This is a genomic window from Gemella haemolysans ATCC 10379 (assembly GCF_000173915.1).
GTDB classification, from domain to species: Bacteria; Bacillota; Bacilli; order Staphylococcales; family Gemellaceae; genus Gemella; species Gemella haemolysans.
Genome location: NZ_ACDZ02000014.1, coordinates 502,075 through 517,958, shown reverse-complemented (window position 1 = coordinate 517,958; position 15,884 = coordinate 502,075). Strand labels below are relative to the sequence as shown.

Sequence of the window (15,884 nt, the reverse complement as noted above, 5' to 3'; positions counted from 1 at the left end):
CAAAAAACGATAGATTCTAAAATTAAAATCTATCGTTTTTATTTTTTATAATAGTAAATTAATCTACTTTATCTTTTTCTTCTAAATCCTATTGCAGCTAGTACTACTCCTAGTAATCCTAATAATGCAGCTCCTGCACTATTCTCAGTTAGACCAGTTTTAGGAAGTATATTGTTAAATCTTTGTGATACAGGATTTTGTGAAGTATCACTATTTTTCTTATCATCTACTGAAGGTGTACTTGGTTGTTCAGAAGGAGACTCTTGAGGTTTCTCTGCTTTAGGTTGCTCAGGAGTTATTTGCGGTTTTTCCTCTGGTTTAGGTTGTTCAGAAGGTGTTGTTCGAGGTTTTTCTTCTGGTTTAGGTTGTTCAGAAGGCGTTGTTTGAGGTTTTTCTTCTGGTTTAGGTTGTTCAGAAGGCGTTGTTTGAGGTTTTTCCTCTGGTTTAGGCTGTTCCGGAGTTACTTGTGGTTTTTCCTCAACTTTTGGCTCTTCTTTCTTAACATCAGCCTCAACTGTCGTTACAAGTTCAACTAATTTATCGTCGATATTTGTAGCATTTTTTTCGAATAAAATTTTAGTAACTCTATATTTATCTCCAGCTTTCATATCATTATCAGTAATTTCTAATTTTCTATCATCTTCATTAGAAACACTTGTTGAACTAAGTTCTTTAACTTCATTACCGCGGATACGTTCTACCTTAGTAACAATATACCAGTTACGACCATAATCATCACTCTTAAGTAGTTCGGCCATAGGTTTTGTTTGTTTACTTAGGAATTCTTTGTATTTATCTAAACCTTGTAAGATACCTTCTCCACCATAGAACTCAGAACGTCCTCTATACCAGTGTAGAAGATTTAGAATTGTTAATTTCTCATCTTTTGGTTGAATAGTGACCTTATTATCTTTTGCTACAACATTTAATTCAGTAGCTTGTTTTTGTGGGTAGTAACCTTGTGTTACTTCAGGAGAAATTCCTAATAGTTTTGTGTCAGAATCATTATACGGTAATGTTGCTGGTAAATTGTTATTAGCAATATCAAGGATATGTAGACTACCATTTGCTTTAATTAATTCTAATGGTATATTACTAATTTGGTTGTTAACTAATCTTACAGTTGCTTTATTTTTAGCTAGAGTTTTCCATAAATCATCAGATAAACTAGAAATATGGTTGTTATTTAAAGCAAGAGTATTTAATTTAGTGAAATTAACTCCATTTTCTGGAAGTGATGTTAATTTGTTGTTAGCCGCATATAACTGTGTTAAAGAAGTTAAATTAGCAACACTGTCAGGAAGTTTAGTAAGTTCATTGTCAGTTACAGATAAGAATGTTAAACCTGTATTATTTTTAAATAAATCATTTGGAAGTGAAACAATCTTATTATTTGATAAACTTACAGTTTTCAGCTTTTTATTATTAGCAAAAACATTCGCTGGTAATGTTGATAACCATGATTGACTGAATTCAACAGATTCTAATTCAGAGTTATTTGCAAATAAACCTTCTGGTATATTACCTAAGTTGTTAGAAGATAAGTTCACAGTTTTTAATTTTTTGTTATTAGCAAATAGGTTTTCAGGTAGTTTAGTAACACCATTTCCTCCTAAGTTAATACGCTCAATATTAACTGCATTTTTGAATAAATCTTCAGGCAATTCACCGAAATTGTTACTATCAGATGAGAATGATTTAACACCAGGTCCCATGTGTTTTAGTAAATCAAGATTATAAATAGCCCCTTTATCAACTTTCCCATCAATTTCTAATGATCCAATATTAATATCACCAGTAAAGTTTTTTAATTCATCTTCAGTTACTTTACCATCGTTATTAGCATCTACCCCATTAGCTATTAATTTCTTCTGAAGTAAGTCGTCGCTTTTCTTACGTTCTTCATTATTTTTCTCTACTAATTCAAATCCATTCCAGCCTTTTTTGATCTCAGGTTTAAATTTAAGTTTAACTGTAGTATATTTATCAAAGTTTCCTTTATCACTTTCTAGAGATCCCATATAAGAAACTATAACACCACCTAAGTGTACTTGGTCTAGATCTTCAACCGGAAGTGTAAATAATGCTCTGTCATATTGTCCCGCAGAGTTCTTCTCACCAAAGTTCTCTTTCACACCTGATTCCCATTTACCTTTATTTTGAATAGCAAAATCATATAATCCGTGAGCAAATAAAGTATTTAACATTGTTATACTCATTTTCCCATCTTTAACTACTAATTTTACATTTTTATCAAAGAATCCTTCTAACATTGAAGTTCCTTGTCTTCCATCAGCGTATAAAGCGTTAAATCCTAAAGTATATTCACCATCTTCTAATTTATCAGTAAGTGAATAAGTTTTTTCTTCTTGTTTTTCAGGAGTTTTTTCTGGCGTTGGTTTTTCTTCAACTACTTTATTACCAGTAGTATATGTTTTACTTTCGCTACCGTCATTTGCTTTAAATACAATTGTATTATCTCCATCAAAGTTCCAAGCTTTAAATGCTTTAAGACTTTCTCCACCATCATCGAAAGTAACTATTTGATCTTTCCAGTTTTTACTGAATAGTGATTTATCAAATGATTTTCCGTTAATAATTACTTCTTTAGTATTTTTAAGAACATCTTCCGGTTTAAATCCATTAACAAGTGTAATATTTAATTCATCAGCATAACTATTTTTCTCTACTTTAGAAACAAGGTCTTTTTGGGCATATGAAACACTAGTTGTAGGTGTCTCTTGCTTTGGTTCTGTAGGCTTCGTCTCTTCTTTTTTATCAGTTGCTGTTGGATATGAAATTATAGTTCCATCAACAAGTTTAACTTCTAGTTTATTATCTGAATCTTTTAGCGCTTTTACTAAATCTTCGTTAAAAATTCTAATTCCAAGATATTTTGATGTTTCTACTTTATCTTTGAATACATCTTTAGTCACAGTAGTTCCATTTAAAGTTACACTTGCTATTTCTTCAACAAAATTATCATAAACAGATGTATCAGATAACTCTAAAGTTAAGTGTTTTTCATCTTTCCAGTTTTTACCTTGATCTAATTTAGAAATAGTATATTTAGCATTTGAAGCTGGTTTGTTAGTATCAGTTTCTTTTGATGGTGTAGGTGTATCATTACTTGGCTCTACATAACCAGTATCCTCATATGTTGTTTTAGAACCATCTTCAAATGTAAACTCAATTTTGTGCTTATCTTGTTTTTTGTAATGTTCAGTAATAGCTTTATCTGCAGCAGTAACTTGACCATCGTAAAGTTTATAATATTTACTATTTGTATTTTGTTTATCGAATCCGAAATCTTTTCCATCTACTGTAAGTTTAGTTACTTTTGACCAGTAGTTTTTATAAAGATCAGAACCTTCCAAGAAGAAGATTAGAGAATCGTTATCTATTTGTGGTTCTAAAATTTTTAGACCATCACTAATTAATTTTGGTTTAGCGGTTGGATCTACATATCCTTTATCTTCATATACAGCTTTTGAACCATCTTTAAAAATAAATTCAATTTTGTGTTTATTTTGTTTATTATAATACGCCTCTATGTCTTTATTATTAATATATACGGTAGAATCATATAATGTATAATTTTTAGAAGTAGAAGATTCACTATTAAACCCAAAATCTTTTCCATCAATTAATACTTTATCAATTTTTTTCCAATACTTATTAAATATTGTATCTGATGTATCTTGAGCTTCGATAGTGAATTCTAAAGATCCGCTAGCACCAATTTCTGGTTCATAAATCTTTAATCCTGTACTCTGTTGATCTTGTGCATAAACTACATTAGAATTAAGACTAAATTTAGAATTATTGAAATCTACAGAACCTATACTTAAACAGATAGGTACTGCTAATCCAATTATTAGTTTATTATTATATTTTTTATTCATGATGTTCCTCCATAAAAACAATGATAATCAATATCGATTAATGATAGTTATATTATACTACAACAGGATAAAAGATACAAGTGAAAACGTTAAAAATAAAAAAAAATTAGAGGCAATTCCTATGAATTTAGCATATAAAATACTGAATTCATAGGAATTTCCCCTAGTAAATTTCGTTCATAAAATTGCCACAATGAAAAAATAATTAATATTAAAAATTAAAATCTTTTAGTGATTAAATCATAGTGAGTTTCAATGTCTTCAGGCTCTGTTGCATATCCTCTTAAATCATAGTATTCTCCATCTTTTTCCACAACAGCTGTTGGATAAGATTCAATCCCATAGTTAAGTGTTTTTATAAAATCAGGGTGAATAAGATTAGAATTTTTAAACGCAATTGTTAATTTTAGAGCAAGATCATAGCTATCTAGTCCATATTTTTCACACAATTCAACATATGTTTGAACATCACTAAGACTTTTTCCTTCAATAAAGAATTTACATTGAATGTCATAAGCAAAGTGTAATGTTTGTGAATTAGGAATTAGCTCTTTTACAATATCCATAGCAATTGCAGGATGAACAGAGTTTAATACCATTTCACCTTCTTCAAGTACTTTGTTATATTTTTCTCCAAATTCTACATTATACATTTCAGATATCTTTTTATTTCCTTCCTGGAAATATCCATATTCTTTGATTTTTTTACTATTATCACCAAAGAATAATCCACCAGAAATTATTTCAATTTCTACATTTGAATGATTTTCATAAAATTTAGTGAATATTTTATCGAATCCATAACACCAACCACAGTACGCATCCCAAAAGTATAAAATTTTCATTTAAATCTCCTTCTAATTTACATTAAACTTCAAGTATTTTATTAATATTAGTAATACTCTCTTTTAAAAGTAAGTTTTCAACTTCAAATATATTTTCCATACTTATAAAACTTGATGATTTTTTCAAATCAACAGTTTTATAATCTGGATTAAGTATTATAGTGTTATTTACAAAATTAATTAACTCTAGTTCTTTAAAAATTTGAATCATAATTTTTAAACTATCAACATTTGTTTTTAATACCGCTAGTAATTTATCTAATTGTTGAGCTACATTTATTTGTTTGTTATTTGTTGAAAGTATTAGATTAAATAATTTAATTAATCTATTTTTATCAATAAGATATACGTCAGATAAAACTTGCTTCTCTTCACATATTAAAAACACTTTTTTAGGTTTTAGATTTATTATTTTGTATAGATATTCCTTAGAAGTTGGTATATCTAGTAAATAAATATATTCAAATTCCTCGTCTATTAAGCTATCTAAATCCTTATATTGATAGAAATTATTATCTTTATCATCTTTGTATTTAGAGAGTTTTAAACAATTGATATCAATATTTGCAATATCATAGTTTATGAATCTCAAATCTTCGAATAAAAACTCTTTAATATGTATATCTATAATATGAGCCTGTAATTTTGTACGACCATTAAAGTTATTTTTATCTATGTTACACACTAAGTCAATAATATCGTTTTTCTCAACTTTATCAAAAGTTACACTGTCTTTGAAAGTAATACAATCTAAATTTCCAACCTCATCTGCTATTGTTAATCTTAAATATTGTTTTTCAGAACCAAAGTATGCTTTATTCAGAACCATTGCATTTTCTATTAATACAGTAGGTTTTTCAAAATCCATACCATATGGTTTTAGAGCATCTAATGAATTTAGAAATTGATAACTAATATCCTCTAGTGAAGTAACAATATCGATATTCTTATTAGCTTTCAAATTATTATTTTGTTTAAATTCTTCAAATTCATTATCTAAAAATTCTTCAATCTTTTCAAAATTAGATTTTTCAAAAGAGAAACCAGCAGCCAATGTATGACCACCGAATGCTAAGAATAAATCTGATATTTTGTTCATTGCTACGTAGATATTAAAATCAAAAATACTTCTCGCAGAACCCTTAAGAACCCCTTCTTTTTCGTTCATAATAAAAACTGGTTTTTGGTACTTTTCAACAATATTCGATGCTACGATGCCTAGTACACCTTCGTGGTATTCACCAGAAACCATAATAACATTCTTTTGTTTTTTTTCTGAATTTTCAATTTTACTTATTACATCTTTTACTATGTCTTCTGTAACCTGTTTTCGTTGAATATTATATTGTTCAATCTGTTCAGCTAAAGCTCTCGCTGTTACAGGCTCTTCTGCCATAAGAAAAGTTAAACCTAATTTAGCGCTATCCATTCTACCAATAGAATTTAATTTAGGTGCTATATAAAAACCTACAGTTTGCTCATCGATTTTTGTATCTATACCTGATAGTTCAAGTAACATCTTAAGACCTATTCGAGGATCTTCATTTATTAATTCTAGTCCCTGTTTTACAAATATTCTATTTTCATCTGTAATTGAGACCATATCAGCTATTGTACCAATTGCAACTAAATCCAATAAGAAATCAGGAAAGATTTCCAATAATGCGTGGGCTAGTTTAAAAGCAACACCTACTCCAGCTAATTTCTTGAATGGATAGTTACCTTCTGGATGTTCAGGATGAATTATTGCATATGCATTAGGTATAGTATCTTGAATTTTATGGTGGTCTGTCACAATAACATCACAACCTAATTCATTAGCTAAATCAACTTCTTCTACACCTGCAATTCCATTGTCGACAGTAATAATTAGAGTTATTCCTGAATCAATAATCTTTGTAAAAGCTTCTTTGTTTGGTCCATATCCTTCTTCAAATCGATTTGGAATATAGGATGATACATTTGCCCCCATAGATATTAATGTCTCTACTAATAATACTGTTGATGTAATTCCATCCGCATCATAATCTCCGTAGACAAGAATTTTTTCTTCATTTTCTATAGCTTCATTTATCCTATCTACAGCTTTTTGCATATCATGCATTAAAAATGGATCATAACCTTCTTCATATTCATCAGAAAAATACTTTTTAACAGAAGTCATATCTGTAATATTTCTTGCATTTAATATTTTAGCGATATTTTTTGAAATACTATATGATTCTAATTCTTTAATAAAATTTTCATCATAATTTGGATATATCCAGTTATATTTTATGCCCATTTTCTCACCTCTTTTCTTAAAAAGTTATCATTTATTCTTTTTTATCTTCTATTTTTTCTTTTGTAAATAATAATTTTTCTGTTCTTTCGTATTTTTTTACTAAACTTTTATACTTTTGATACCAATACAAGCTGGCAGCTAATATTCCCATAAAGAAACATACGAAGAATAAAATTGTTAAAGGTAATTTAACTGTAAAAAATATTAATGATACTGGTACTGAATTGTAGTTCATAATGAAAAATGTAATTATTGATACGAATACAATAACAATACCAAAAACTTTATAAGGTAATTTATTATCCATTATTCTACCTCTCTTACCATATTAGCAAATTGTTCTTCATTAATTACTTCAATACCTAATTGCTCGGCTTTAGTAAGTTTAGAGCCTGCTTTCTCACCAGCAATTACAAGATCAGTTTTTGAAGTAACACTTCCAGTAACTTTTGCTCCATTTTTTTCTAAAAATTCTTTTGCTTCATTTCTTGTCAATTCAACAAGCTTACCAGTTAAAACAACTGTTTTTCCTGAGAAAATATTGTTAGATTTAATTTCATTAATCTCATATTGAGGATTCATTCCAATATTAATTAAATCATTAATAAATTTAATATTATTATCATCTGATAAATAATCTAAAATTGATTCTGCGGTAATTTGACCAACATCGTCAAGATTAATAAGTTCTTCTAATGTCGCATTCATGAAATTAGAAAGATTCACATATTTTTCTGCAAGAATTTTCCCTGCTTTTTTCCCTACATTTAATATTCCTAGAGCATAGATAACTTTATCTAATGAACTTTCTTTTGATTTTTCTATTGCGTTTAATAGATTATCAACTGATTTTTCACCCATTCTTTCTAAAGCAATCAGTTTATCTCTATCCAATGAATATAAATCTATTGTATGGCAAATAATACCTTTATCATATAAAGTTGCTACTACTTTATCACCCAATCCTTCAATATTTAAAGCATCCCTTGAAGCAAAATGGATTATTTTTCTAATATTTTGATCAGGACAATCAGGATTTTTACATCTAGTAAAAGGATCATTATCTTTCACGTAAGTTTCCTGATGACACGATGGACAATTAGATGGCATTTGATATTTTGTACTTCCCTCGGTTCTTAACTCTTTAACAACACGAACTACCTTAGGAATAATCTCACCTGCTTTTTTAACTACTACCATATCTCCAATATGAATATCAAGATCATCTATTATATCCTTATTATGTAAAGATGCTTTAGATACCGTAGAACCAGAGATTACAATTGGATCAAGTATAGCAACAGGTGTAATTATCCCTGTTCTACCTACACTAAGTTCTACATCTAATAATTTAGTAGCAAGCTCTTCTTCAGGAAACTTGTATGCTGTAGCCCATCGTGGACTTTTTTGTGTAAAGCCTATTTGCTCTTGAACTTTATATGAATTAACTTTAATTACTATACCATCAATATCATATGGTAAATCTTGTTTGTGTTCAGTCCAGTAGTTAATATAGTCAATTACTTCATCAATACTTTTACAAAGTTTAAAATTTGGATTTACAGGAAGTTCATATTCTTTCGCTGTATTTAAAGCATTCTCTTGTGAAACAATGCTATCATCACCAACTATTGAATAAATAAAAGCCGATAACCTTCTTTTCGCTGTTATTTTAGAGTCAAGTTGTCTTAAAGATCCTGCTGCTGCATTACGAGGATTCGCAAATAATACCTCATTATTTTCTTCTCGCTCTTTGTTAAGTATATTAAAAGATTTCTTTGGAAGATAAACCTCTCCCCTAACCTCAAATGATCTTTTATCTTTTAACACTTTTGGAATCGAAAATATTGTTTTTATGTTCTCAGTAACATCTTCTCCGACAGTTCCATCTCCACGAGTAGCAGCACTTACTAATTTACCATTATCATAATTAATAGAAATGGCTAGACCATCTATTTTTAGTTCACATATATACTCAACATTTTCACTTGGAACTAATTTTGATACTCTGGCATCAAAATCTATTAAATCTTCAGTAGAAAATGTATTTGATAAACTTAACATCGGAATTTTATGAGTAATTTTCTCGAATTCATCGAGTACTCTATCCCCTACTCTTTGTGTAGGAGAATTTTCTAGTATTAATTCAGGATATTTTTCTTCTAATTTCTCTAATTGTTTATATAAAGTATCATACTCAGTATCAGTTATTTGTGGATTATCTTCAACGTAATACTCATATGAATATTTGTTTAATAGTGAAACTAGTTTTAAAATTTCTTCTTGAATTTGTTTCATAATATATTAATCCTTTCTAGTCAGATTAGCATACTCAATTAATAAAGTTTTTACACCAACCTCACTGAATTCAACTTTTACACTATCCTTAGATATGTTTAAGACTTTACCATCTCCAAATTTCTTATGAAGTACAGTGTCACCTACACTATAATTTGTACTAACTGAAGACTTAGGTTTCTCTGAAATTTTAATTTTTGGACTAAGTTTGCTAATAAATTTATTAGCTTGCTCTATATTTGAATCAGTACTTTCAAAACTTCCTCCAAATGAAGATTCAAAATGCATTAGTTTGTTAGGAACTTCATCTAAGAATCTAGAACGTTTATTCATTTTAATAGAACCAAATTGCATTCGTCTATTTGCATAAGACATAAATAATCTTTCTTTTGCACGAGTAATAGCAACATAGGCTAATCGACGCTCTTCTTCCATCTTATTTTTCTCATCAGCGCTACTCTCAGCATCTCTGATAGATGGGAATAAATTCTCCTCTAACCCCATTATAAAGACTACTTTATACTCTAATCCTTTTGAAGCATGAACTGTCGAAAGTACCACTGCATCTTCTTGGTTTTCATCATCAGAATCAGAAGTTAATGACATTTCCGAAATAAAGTCAATCAGGCTATCATTCATACTAGAGAATTGTTTAGCAGAAGATACTAACTCAGAAATATTCTCAATTCTACTTTCTGCATAAGGATCATTAGATTCTTTTAACATAGTCTCATAACCTGAATCTTTATAAATTCCAATAATTAACTCATCTATTGCGTACCTTTCTACTTCTGAATATTTTTCAATTAGATTAGTTAGTAATTTGATGTTAGTTACTATTTTTTTAGAGACTCCTATTGCTTCGATATTCTTTAAAGCTTCGAATAAAGAAATACCGTATTGCTCTGCATACTTGTCAATTTTATCCATTGAACTAGCACCAACACCTCTTTTTGGTACATTAATAATTCTTCTTAAACTAAACTCGTCAGCTCTATTAACAATAACGTTTAAATAAGCAAGTAAATCACGTACCTCTTGACGTTGTAAGAATTTTAGAGAACCAATTAACTTATATGGTATTCCGAAAGATAAACATGAATTCTCCATTTGACGTGACAGGTAGTTAGCTCGATATAAAATTGCAATATCTTTATAATCAATACCTTCTTTTTTCAATTCAAGTATTTTTTTAGCAATATCATCTGTTTCATCTTTATCATTAGAAGCAGCGTAAACAGATATTTTGCCTCCACCTTTATTTTCAGACCACAACTCTTTTTCTTTTCTATCAGTATTATTTTTAATTACCGCATTAGCAGCATCAAGAATTGTTGAATTAGAACGGTAGTTCTGGTCAAGGAACACTAGTTCAACATCGTCAAAATCTTTTTCGAAATTTATTATGTTATCACTACATGCACCACGCCAGCTATAAATACTTTGATCATCATCACCAACCACACACACATTTTTATGAACAGCAGATAACATCTTAATTAATCTATATTGAATAACGTTAGTATCTTGATACTCATCAACATGAATATATTGGAATTGATTTTGATAAATCGCTAAAACTTCGGGGAATTTTTTAAATAATACAATAGTTTTTAGCATTAAGTCGTCAAAGTCTAAAACACTATTTTTCTTTAAATAACTTTGGTAGTGTGCATAAATTTCTGCTACGTTTTTCATGAACCCAAAACGAGATTGTTCTCTCATTTTTTTTACAGAAACTAAACTATTCTTTGCATTTGAAATAATTTTTAATACGTTAGCTGGTTGATATGCATCTTCTGATAAGTCTAAAGACCTAACAATATTTTTTATAATACTTTTTTGCTCACTTGTATCAAGTATTGTAAAGTTTTTGTTATATCCTAAAAGTTCTATGTGTTGACGTAAAATTCTTACACACATAGAGTGGAATGTGTTTATCCAAATATATTTTGAAGTTTCACCAACTAGAGCATATATTCTTTCTTTCATTTCCTTAGCAGCTTTATTGGTAAAGGTAATAGCTAAGATATTATTTTCTAATATATTTTTCTCAGAAATTAAATAAGCTATTCTATTTGTTAAAACACGAGTTTTACCACTACCTGCTCCAGCTATAACCATTACGGCACCTTCTGTTTTTAATATAGCTTTTAGCTGATTATCATTCATATTTTGTACTAAATTCACTATTATTTCTCCTATTCATTCTCTAATAATATTTTATCATATTTTCAAAATAAAAGGGAGTGACTGAAAAATCGTGATTTCAGAGAAAACGATTTTGTCGAGTCACCCCCGCAAAGTTTATTGATATCTAAAAAACTTTTACAAAGCGTGTTTAGATATCAATAAACCACTGCGTCTATGAGTTCTCATATAAACTTTTTTTAAAATTTATGACTTTGGGGCATCCCCTTTTATTTTTATTTACTATGTATCTAGATTATAAGAATATTGCTATAGCTGAAATAAATCCACTAGCTAATATAATAAAAATCATTAACCATAATACAATTTTAAATAATTTTTTATTCATATATTACTATTCAACCTCACCTAAAGTTTCTATCCCTAAATCAAGTTCATCAATATTATCATTTGATTCTTCTTCATCTACTGAGTTATTCTTTTTCCCAGTTTTACTCATAATTTCATCCCTTACTAGGCCGTAAATTTCATTATATAGTTCTTCATTTTCTTCGAATACTTTTTTAACATTTTCACGTCCTTGACCTAATCGTTCTCCATTATATGAGAACCATGATCCAGATTTGTTAATAATATCTAAGTCAACTGCAAAATCAAGAGTTTCTCCGATTTTTGAGATTCCTTCACCGAACATAATATCCACTTCAGCAACTTTGAATGGTGGAGCTACTTTGTTTTTTACAATTTTTATCTTAGTTCTATTACCTAAAATTTCACTATCAGCACCTTTAATTGCTTCCCCTTTACGTACATCGATACGTACAGTTGAGTAGAATTTTAATGCACGTCCACCTGTTGTAACTTCAGGACTACCAAACATAACTCCAACTTTTTCACGAAGTTGGTTAATAAATAGTGCAATAGTATTAGCTTTATTTATTTGACCAGTTAATTTACGAAGAGCTTGTGACATAAGTCTAGCCTGTAAACCAATATGGTTAGCTCCCATTACTCCATCAATTTCAGCTTTTGGTACTAATGCAGCTACTGAGTCAATTACAATAATATCAATTGCACCAGATAAAATAAGTTTTTCAGCGATATCAAGTGCTTGTTCACCACTGTCAGGTTGTGATAAGAAGAATTTACCAGGAGTAAAGTCAACCCCCAATGCTTTAGCATATTCAATGTCTAAGGCATTTTCTGCATCTATGAATGCTGCAATTCCTCCTGTTTTTTGTACCTCTGCAATTGCATGAAGTGCAATTGTTGTTTTACCTGATGACTCTGGACCATATACTTCAACAATACGTCCTTTTGGATATCCGCCTATTCCTAGTGCTGAATCAATTGCTAATGATCCTGAAGATACTGCCTCTACTTTAATTGGATTTTCTGATGAAATATCCATAATAGCACCCTTACCGTATTCTTTTTCTATAACTTTAATAGCTTCATTAATCGCGGCTTGACGTGCTTTTAAATCGTCTTTTTCAATATGTGTAACTTGTTTGTCTTTTGATTTCTTTGCCATTGTTTTTCCTTTCTTTTTAGTCTCCAATAACAGTAGTTAATGTACCAATTCCTTCAACTGTAATTTTTATTTCATCCCCAGGTTTTAAAAATTTTGGTGGATTTTGAGCAGAACCTACTCCTGCAGGTGTTCCAGTAGCAATAATATCCCCAGCTTCTAAAGGAACTACTTTACTAATTTCAGCAAGAACATCATCAATTCTAAATAGCATCTCAGATGTCATAGCATTTTGTTTAATTTCTCCATTTACTTTCGTAACAATACTCATAGATTCAGGTGAACTAACTTCATCTTTAGTAACAAGGTAAGGTCCAACTGGTGCTGATTTTTCTAATGATTTTCCTAAGAAAAATTGTCCATGTTTGTATTGTAAGTCTGTAGCTGTTATATCATTCATAATTGTGTATCCGAAAATATAATCTAAAACTAGAGGTTTTAGTATGTTTTTCCCTGGTTTTGCTATTACTACAGCTAGTTCTCCTCCAAAATCTAAACTATCTGTAATATCTTTATGAGATGGCACTACTTCATTATTTCCAGCTAAAGCTGTTGTAGCTTTCGTAAAGATAAGAACATCTTTAGGAGTTTTTGCCAACTCATCACCAAGTTCATTAACATGAGCTTCATAGTTATGCCCAACACAAAGAATGTTTTTTGGTGTTCTTGTAATTGGCGAACGCCAAATTATTTTATCAAATGGTACTTTATAGTTATTAGCATTACTACTTTCTTCAACTAATTTTAGCACTCTTCTAACTTTTTCTATAAATGAAACACCATATATTTCAATTGCTTCTCTTAACGATTGAGGAATAGTTTCATTATTATCAAAATCTTCAAGTACTTTAATTAAGTCCCATGCACTTTCTTCACGTTTTACTTTTACTCCATATAATTCATTATCGTTATAACTGAATGATAAAAATTTCATAGTTGCCTCCTCGACATTTATAATTTCTTTACGTTATTATACCATACTTTTAAGAATATTACTATAGAATAATTCAAAAAAATTAAGTTATCCGTATATTTTATCTGATTAAAATATGGATAACTTAATTAATTATAATCTTTTCTTTAAATTTTTTATTACATCTTTAGGAATGCCTAGTTTTAAGAGTTTCTCATCTGGTGCATTCTTAATTTCTTCTAATGAAGAAAATGATTTAAGTAATAAATTCTTTCTAACTTTTCCAATTCCTTGTATATCATCAAGGCTAGATTTATACATATTTTTATTCTTTGTCGCCCTATGATAAGTTATAGCGAATCTGTGAACTTCATCTTGTATTTGTTTTAAGAATAAATATTCTGCTGATGTCTTAGGAAATTCTATAATCTCATAATCATCAGTTATAATGTACTCAGTAATATGTTTATCATTTTTTGCTAATCCAATAATCTTAATTTGTTTTAAATCAAGAGTATTATGAACAACATCAATGGCTACATTAAGATGATTTTTTCCACCATCCACTATTAATAATTCCGTATTAGTCTTCCTATCTTTATAATTCCTATAAAGTACTTCTTTCATTGTTTGAACATCATTAATTCCCATAGATTCATCAATTTTGAATTTTCTATAATTGTAAGTATTCTTTTTCCCATTGGTGAAATTTACTTTTACAGAAACTGCATCTACTCCCATTATATTAGAGTTGTCAAAAGCATCAATGCTATTGATAGAATTTACACCTAACTTTTCAGCAATATTATTAAGTGTAACTTGTAATTTTCTTTCCTTAAGTTCTTCAATAGCAAGATTATTGTTTAAGTAATAAGTTGCATTTTCTTTAACTGTATCGAGTATTTTTCTATGATTACCTCTTTTTGGAATTATAACTTTACAATCTACTACATCAGAAAGTAGATTATCATCAACTTCATCAATATATATTTCTTTCGGAAGTTTGTTTAGAGCGTAATATTGTAATAAATAAGAATATAAAATCTCTTCAGGTGTATCATATAAATTAAAGTATTCTACCTTACGTTCTATAATATTTCCTAATCTAGATAAAAATATTTGGATACATATATAATCATTATTAAAAGTAAAGCCAATATAATCTCTATCTACATTAGTACTATCTGCAACAACTTGATTTTGAACCGAAACTTCTATTGATTTAATATAATTATGAATTTGTCCAGCTGCTTCAAACTCTAAATTTTTAATGTGTTCTTGCAATTTACTTTGCAAATCAGTTAAAATTTCTTTTGTATTTCCAGTTAAGAACGATTTAATTTTAGAAATTTGAGACTTATAATCATCTGCAGTAATTTTTTTAGCACAAGGACCTATACACTCACCAATTTGATAATACATACAAGGTCTTTTCTCGACTGGATTACATTTTCGTAATGGATATATTTTATCTAGTATTTTCTTAACTTCTGTAGCTGATTTTATATCAACATACGGTCCAAAATATATATTTTTATTATTCTTCTTATATTTTCTAGTCATTAGTAATCTAGGATGTTCTTCTTTAGTTATCATTAAGTATGGATAGCTTTTATCATCTTTTAAACGGATATTAAAATATGGGCGATATTTTTTTATTAAATTATTTTCTAATAATAATGCCTCTTTTTCAGAGTTAACTATTATATATTCGAGATCTTCTATTTTGGATACTAAAGTCTGAGTTTTTTTATTATGAGTACCTGTAAAATAACTTTTTACTCTATTTTTAAGATTTTTTGCTTTACCTACATAAATAATCTCACCAATATTATCTTTATATAAATAACATCCGGGATTATCTGGAAGTAATTCTAGTTTTTTTTGTAATGTTAAATTCATATTAATCACCATATAATAAATTTATAACTTTTGCGAAAAAGCACAGATGAAATAA

Annotated in this window: 10 protein-coding genes; all 10 read right to left on the bottom strand. The window is 28.8% G+C overall.

Annotation, left to right across the window (positions count from 1 at the left end):
- Positions 1-68 precede the first annotated feature (68 nt).
- The 10 genes from GEMHA0001_RS08000 to uvrC all read right to left on the bottom strand — a co-directional run bounded on the left by GEMHA0001_RS08000 (position 69) and on the right by uvrC (position 15,829).
- Positions 69-3,905 (bottom strand): leucine-rich repeat protein, encoded by a 3,837-nt coding sequence (locus GEMHA0001_RS08000; protein WP_003145371.1) that lies wholly within the window; start codon positions 3,903-3,905, stop codon positions 69-71.
- A 218-nt stretch (positions 3,906-4,123) separates the two neighbouring features.
- Entirely contained in the window at positions 4,124-4,750 is a 627-nt protein-coding gene (locus GEMHA0001_RS07995; RefSeq protein ID WP_003144995.1) for a DsbA family protein, read from the bottom strand.
- A gap of 22 nt (positions 4,751-4,772) precedes the next feature.
- Positions 4,773-7,034 carry a single-stranded-DNA-specific exonuclease RecJ gene (recJ, locus tag GEMHA0001_RS07990; RefSeq protein WP_003145694.1) on the bottom strand — a complete coding sequence of 754 codons (2,262 nt, stop codon included), beginning with the start codon at positions 7,032-7,034 and terminating at the stop codon, positions 4,773-4,775.
- A 31-nt stretch (positions 7,035-7,065) separates the two neighbouring features.
- A complete protein-coding gene (locus GEMHA0001_RS07985; protein ID WP_003144918.1) occupies positions 7,066-7,341 on the bottom strand; it encodes a LapA family protein in 276 nt (91 codons plus the stop codon).
- Positions 7,341-9,332 (bottom strand): NAD-dependent DNA ligase LigA, encoded by a 1,992-nt coding sequence (gene ligA, locus GEMHA0001_RS07980; protein ID WP_003145076.1) that lies wholly within the window; start codon positions 9,330-9,332, stop codon positions 7,341-7,343. Before ligA ends, GEMHA0001_RS07985 begins: the two co-directional genes overlap by 1 nt.
- A 6-nt stretch (positions 9,333-9,338) precedes the next feature.
- Positions 9,339-11,522, bottom strand: coding sequence for an ATP-dependent helicase (locus GEMHA0001_RS07975; protein WP_003145685.1), 2,184 nt, complete (start codon positions 11,520-11,522; stop codon positions 9,339-9,341).
- A gap of 256 nt (positions 11,523-11,778) precedes the next feature.
- A complete protein-coding gene (locus tag GEMHA0001_RS09005; RefSeq protein WP_126512607.1) occupies positions 11,779-11,871 on the bottom strand; it encodes a DUF4044 domain-containing protein in 93 nt (30 codons plus the stop codon).
- 6 nt (positions 11,872-11,877) lie between these two features.
- Positions 11,878-13,017 carry a recombinase RecA gene (gene recA / locus GEMHA0001_RS07970; RefSeq protein ID WP_003145575.1) on the bottom strand — a complete coding sequence of 380 codons (1,140 nt, stop codon included), beginning with the start codon at positions 13,015-13,017 and terminating at the stop codon, positions 11,878-11,880.
- 16 nt (positions 13,018-13,033) lie between these two features.
- Positions 13,034-13,948, bottom strand: coding sequence for a fumarylacetoacetate hydrolase family protein (locus tag GEMHA0001_RS07965; protein WP_003144972.1), 915 nt, complete (start codon positions 13,946-13,948; stop codon positions 13,034-13,036).
- A 132-nt stretch (positions 13,949-14,080) separates the two neighbouring features.
- Positions 14,081-15,829, bottom strand: coding sequence for an excinuclease ABC subunit UvrC (uvrC, locus tag GEMHA0001_RS07960; protein ID WP_003144871.1), 1,749 nt, complete (start codon positions 15,827-15,829; stop codon positions 14,081-14,083).
- Positions 15,830-15,884: the final 55 nt, after the last annotated feature.

Bases quoted from the DNA above. Each gene is read 5' to 3' on its own strand.
- GEMHA0001_RS07985 (WP_003144918.1), bottom strand. From the start codon at position 7,341: ATGGATAATAAATTACCTTATAAAGTTTTTGGTATTGTTATTGTATTC.
- GEMHA0001_RS08000 (WP_003145371.1), bottom strand. From the start codon at position 3,905: ATGAATAAAAAATATAATAATAAACTAATAATTGGATTAGCAGTACCT.
- recA (WP_003145575.1), bottom strand. From the start codon at position 13,017: ATGGCAAAGAAATCAAAAGACAAACAAGTTACACATATTGAAAAAGAC.
- GEMHA0001_RS09005 (WP_126512607.1), bottom strand. From the start codon at position 11,871: ATGAATAAAAAATTATTTAAAATTGTATTATGGTTAATGATTTTTATT.
- ligA (WP_003145076.1), bottom strand. From the start codon at position 9,332: ATGAAACAAATTCAAGAAGAAATTTTAAAACTAGTTTCACTATTAAAC.
- uvrC (WP_003144871.1), bottom strand. From the start codon at position 15,829: ATGAATTTAACATTACAAAAAAAACTAGAATTACTTCCAGATAATCCC.
- GEMHA0001_RS07995 (WP_003144995.1), bottom strand. From the start codon at position 4,750: ATGAAAATTTTATACTTTTGGGATGCGTACTGTGGTTGGTGTTATGGA.
- GEMHA0001_RS07965 (WP_003144972.1), bottom strand. From the start codon at position 13,948: ATGAAATTTTTATCATTCAGTTATAACGATAATGAATTATATGGAGTA.
- recJ (WP_003145694.1), bottom strand. From the start codon at position 7,034: ATGGGCATAAAATATAACTGGATATATCCAAATTATGATGAAAATTTT.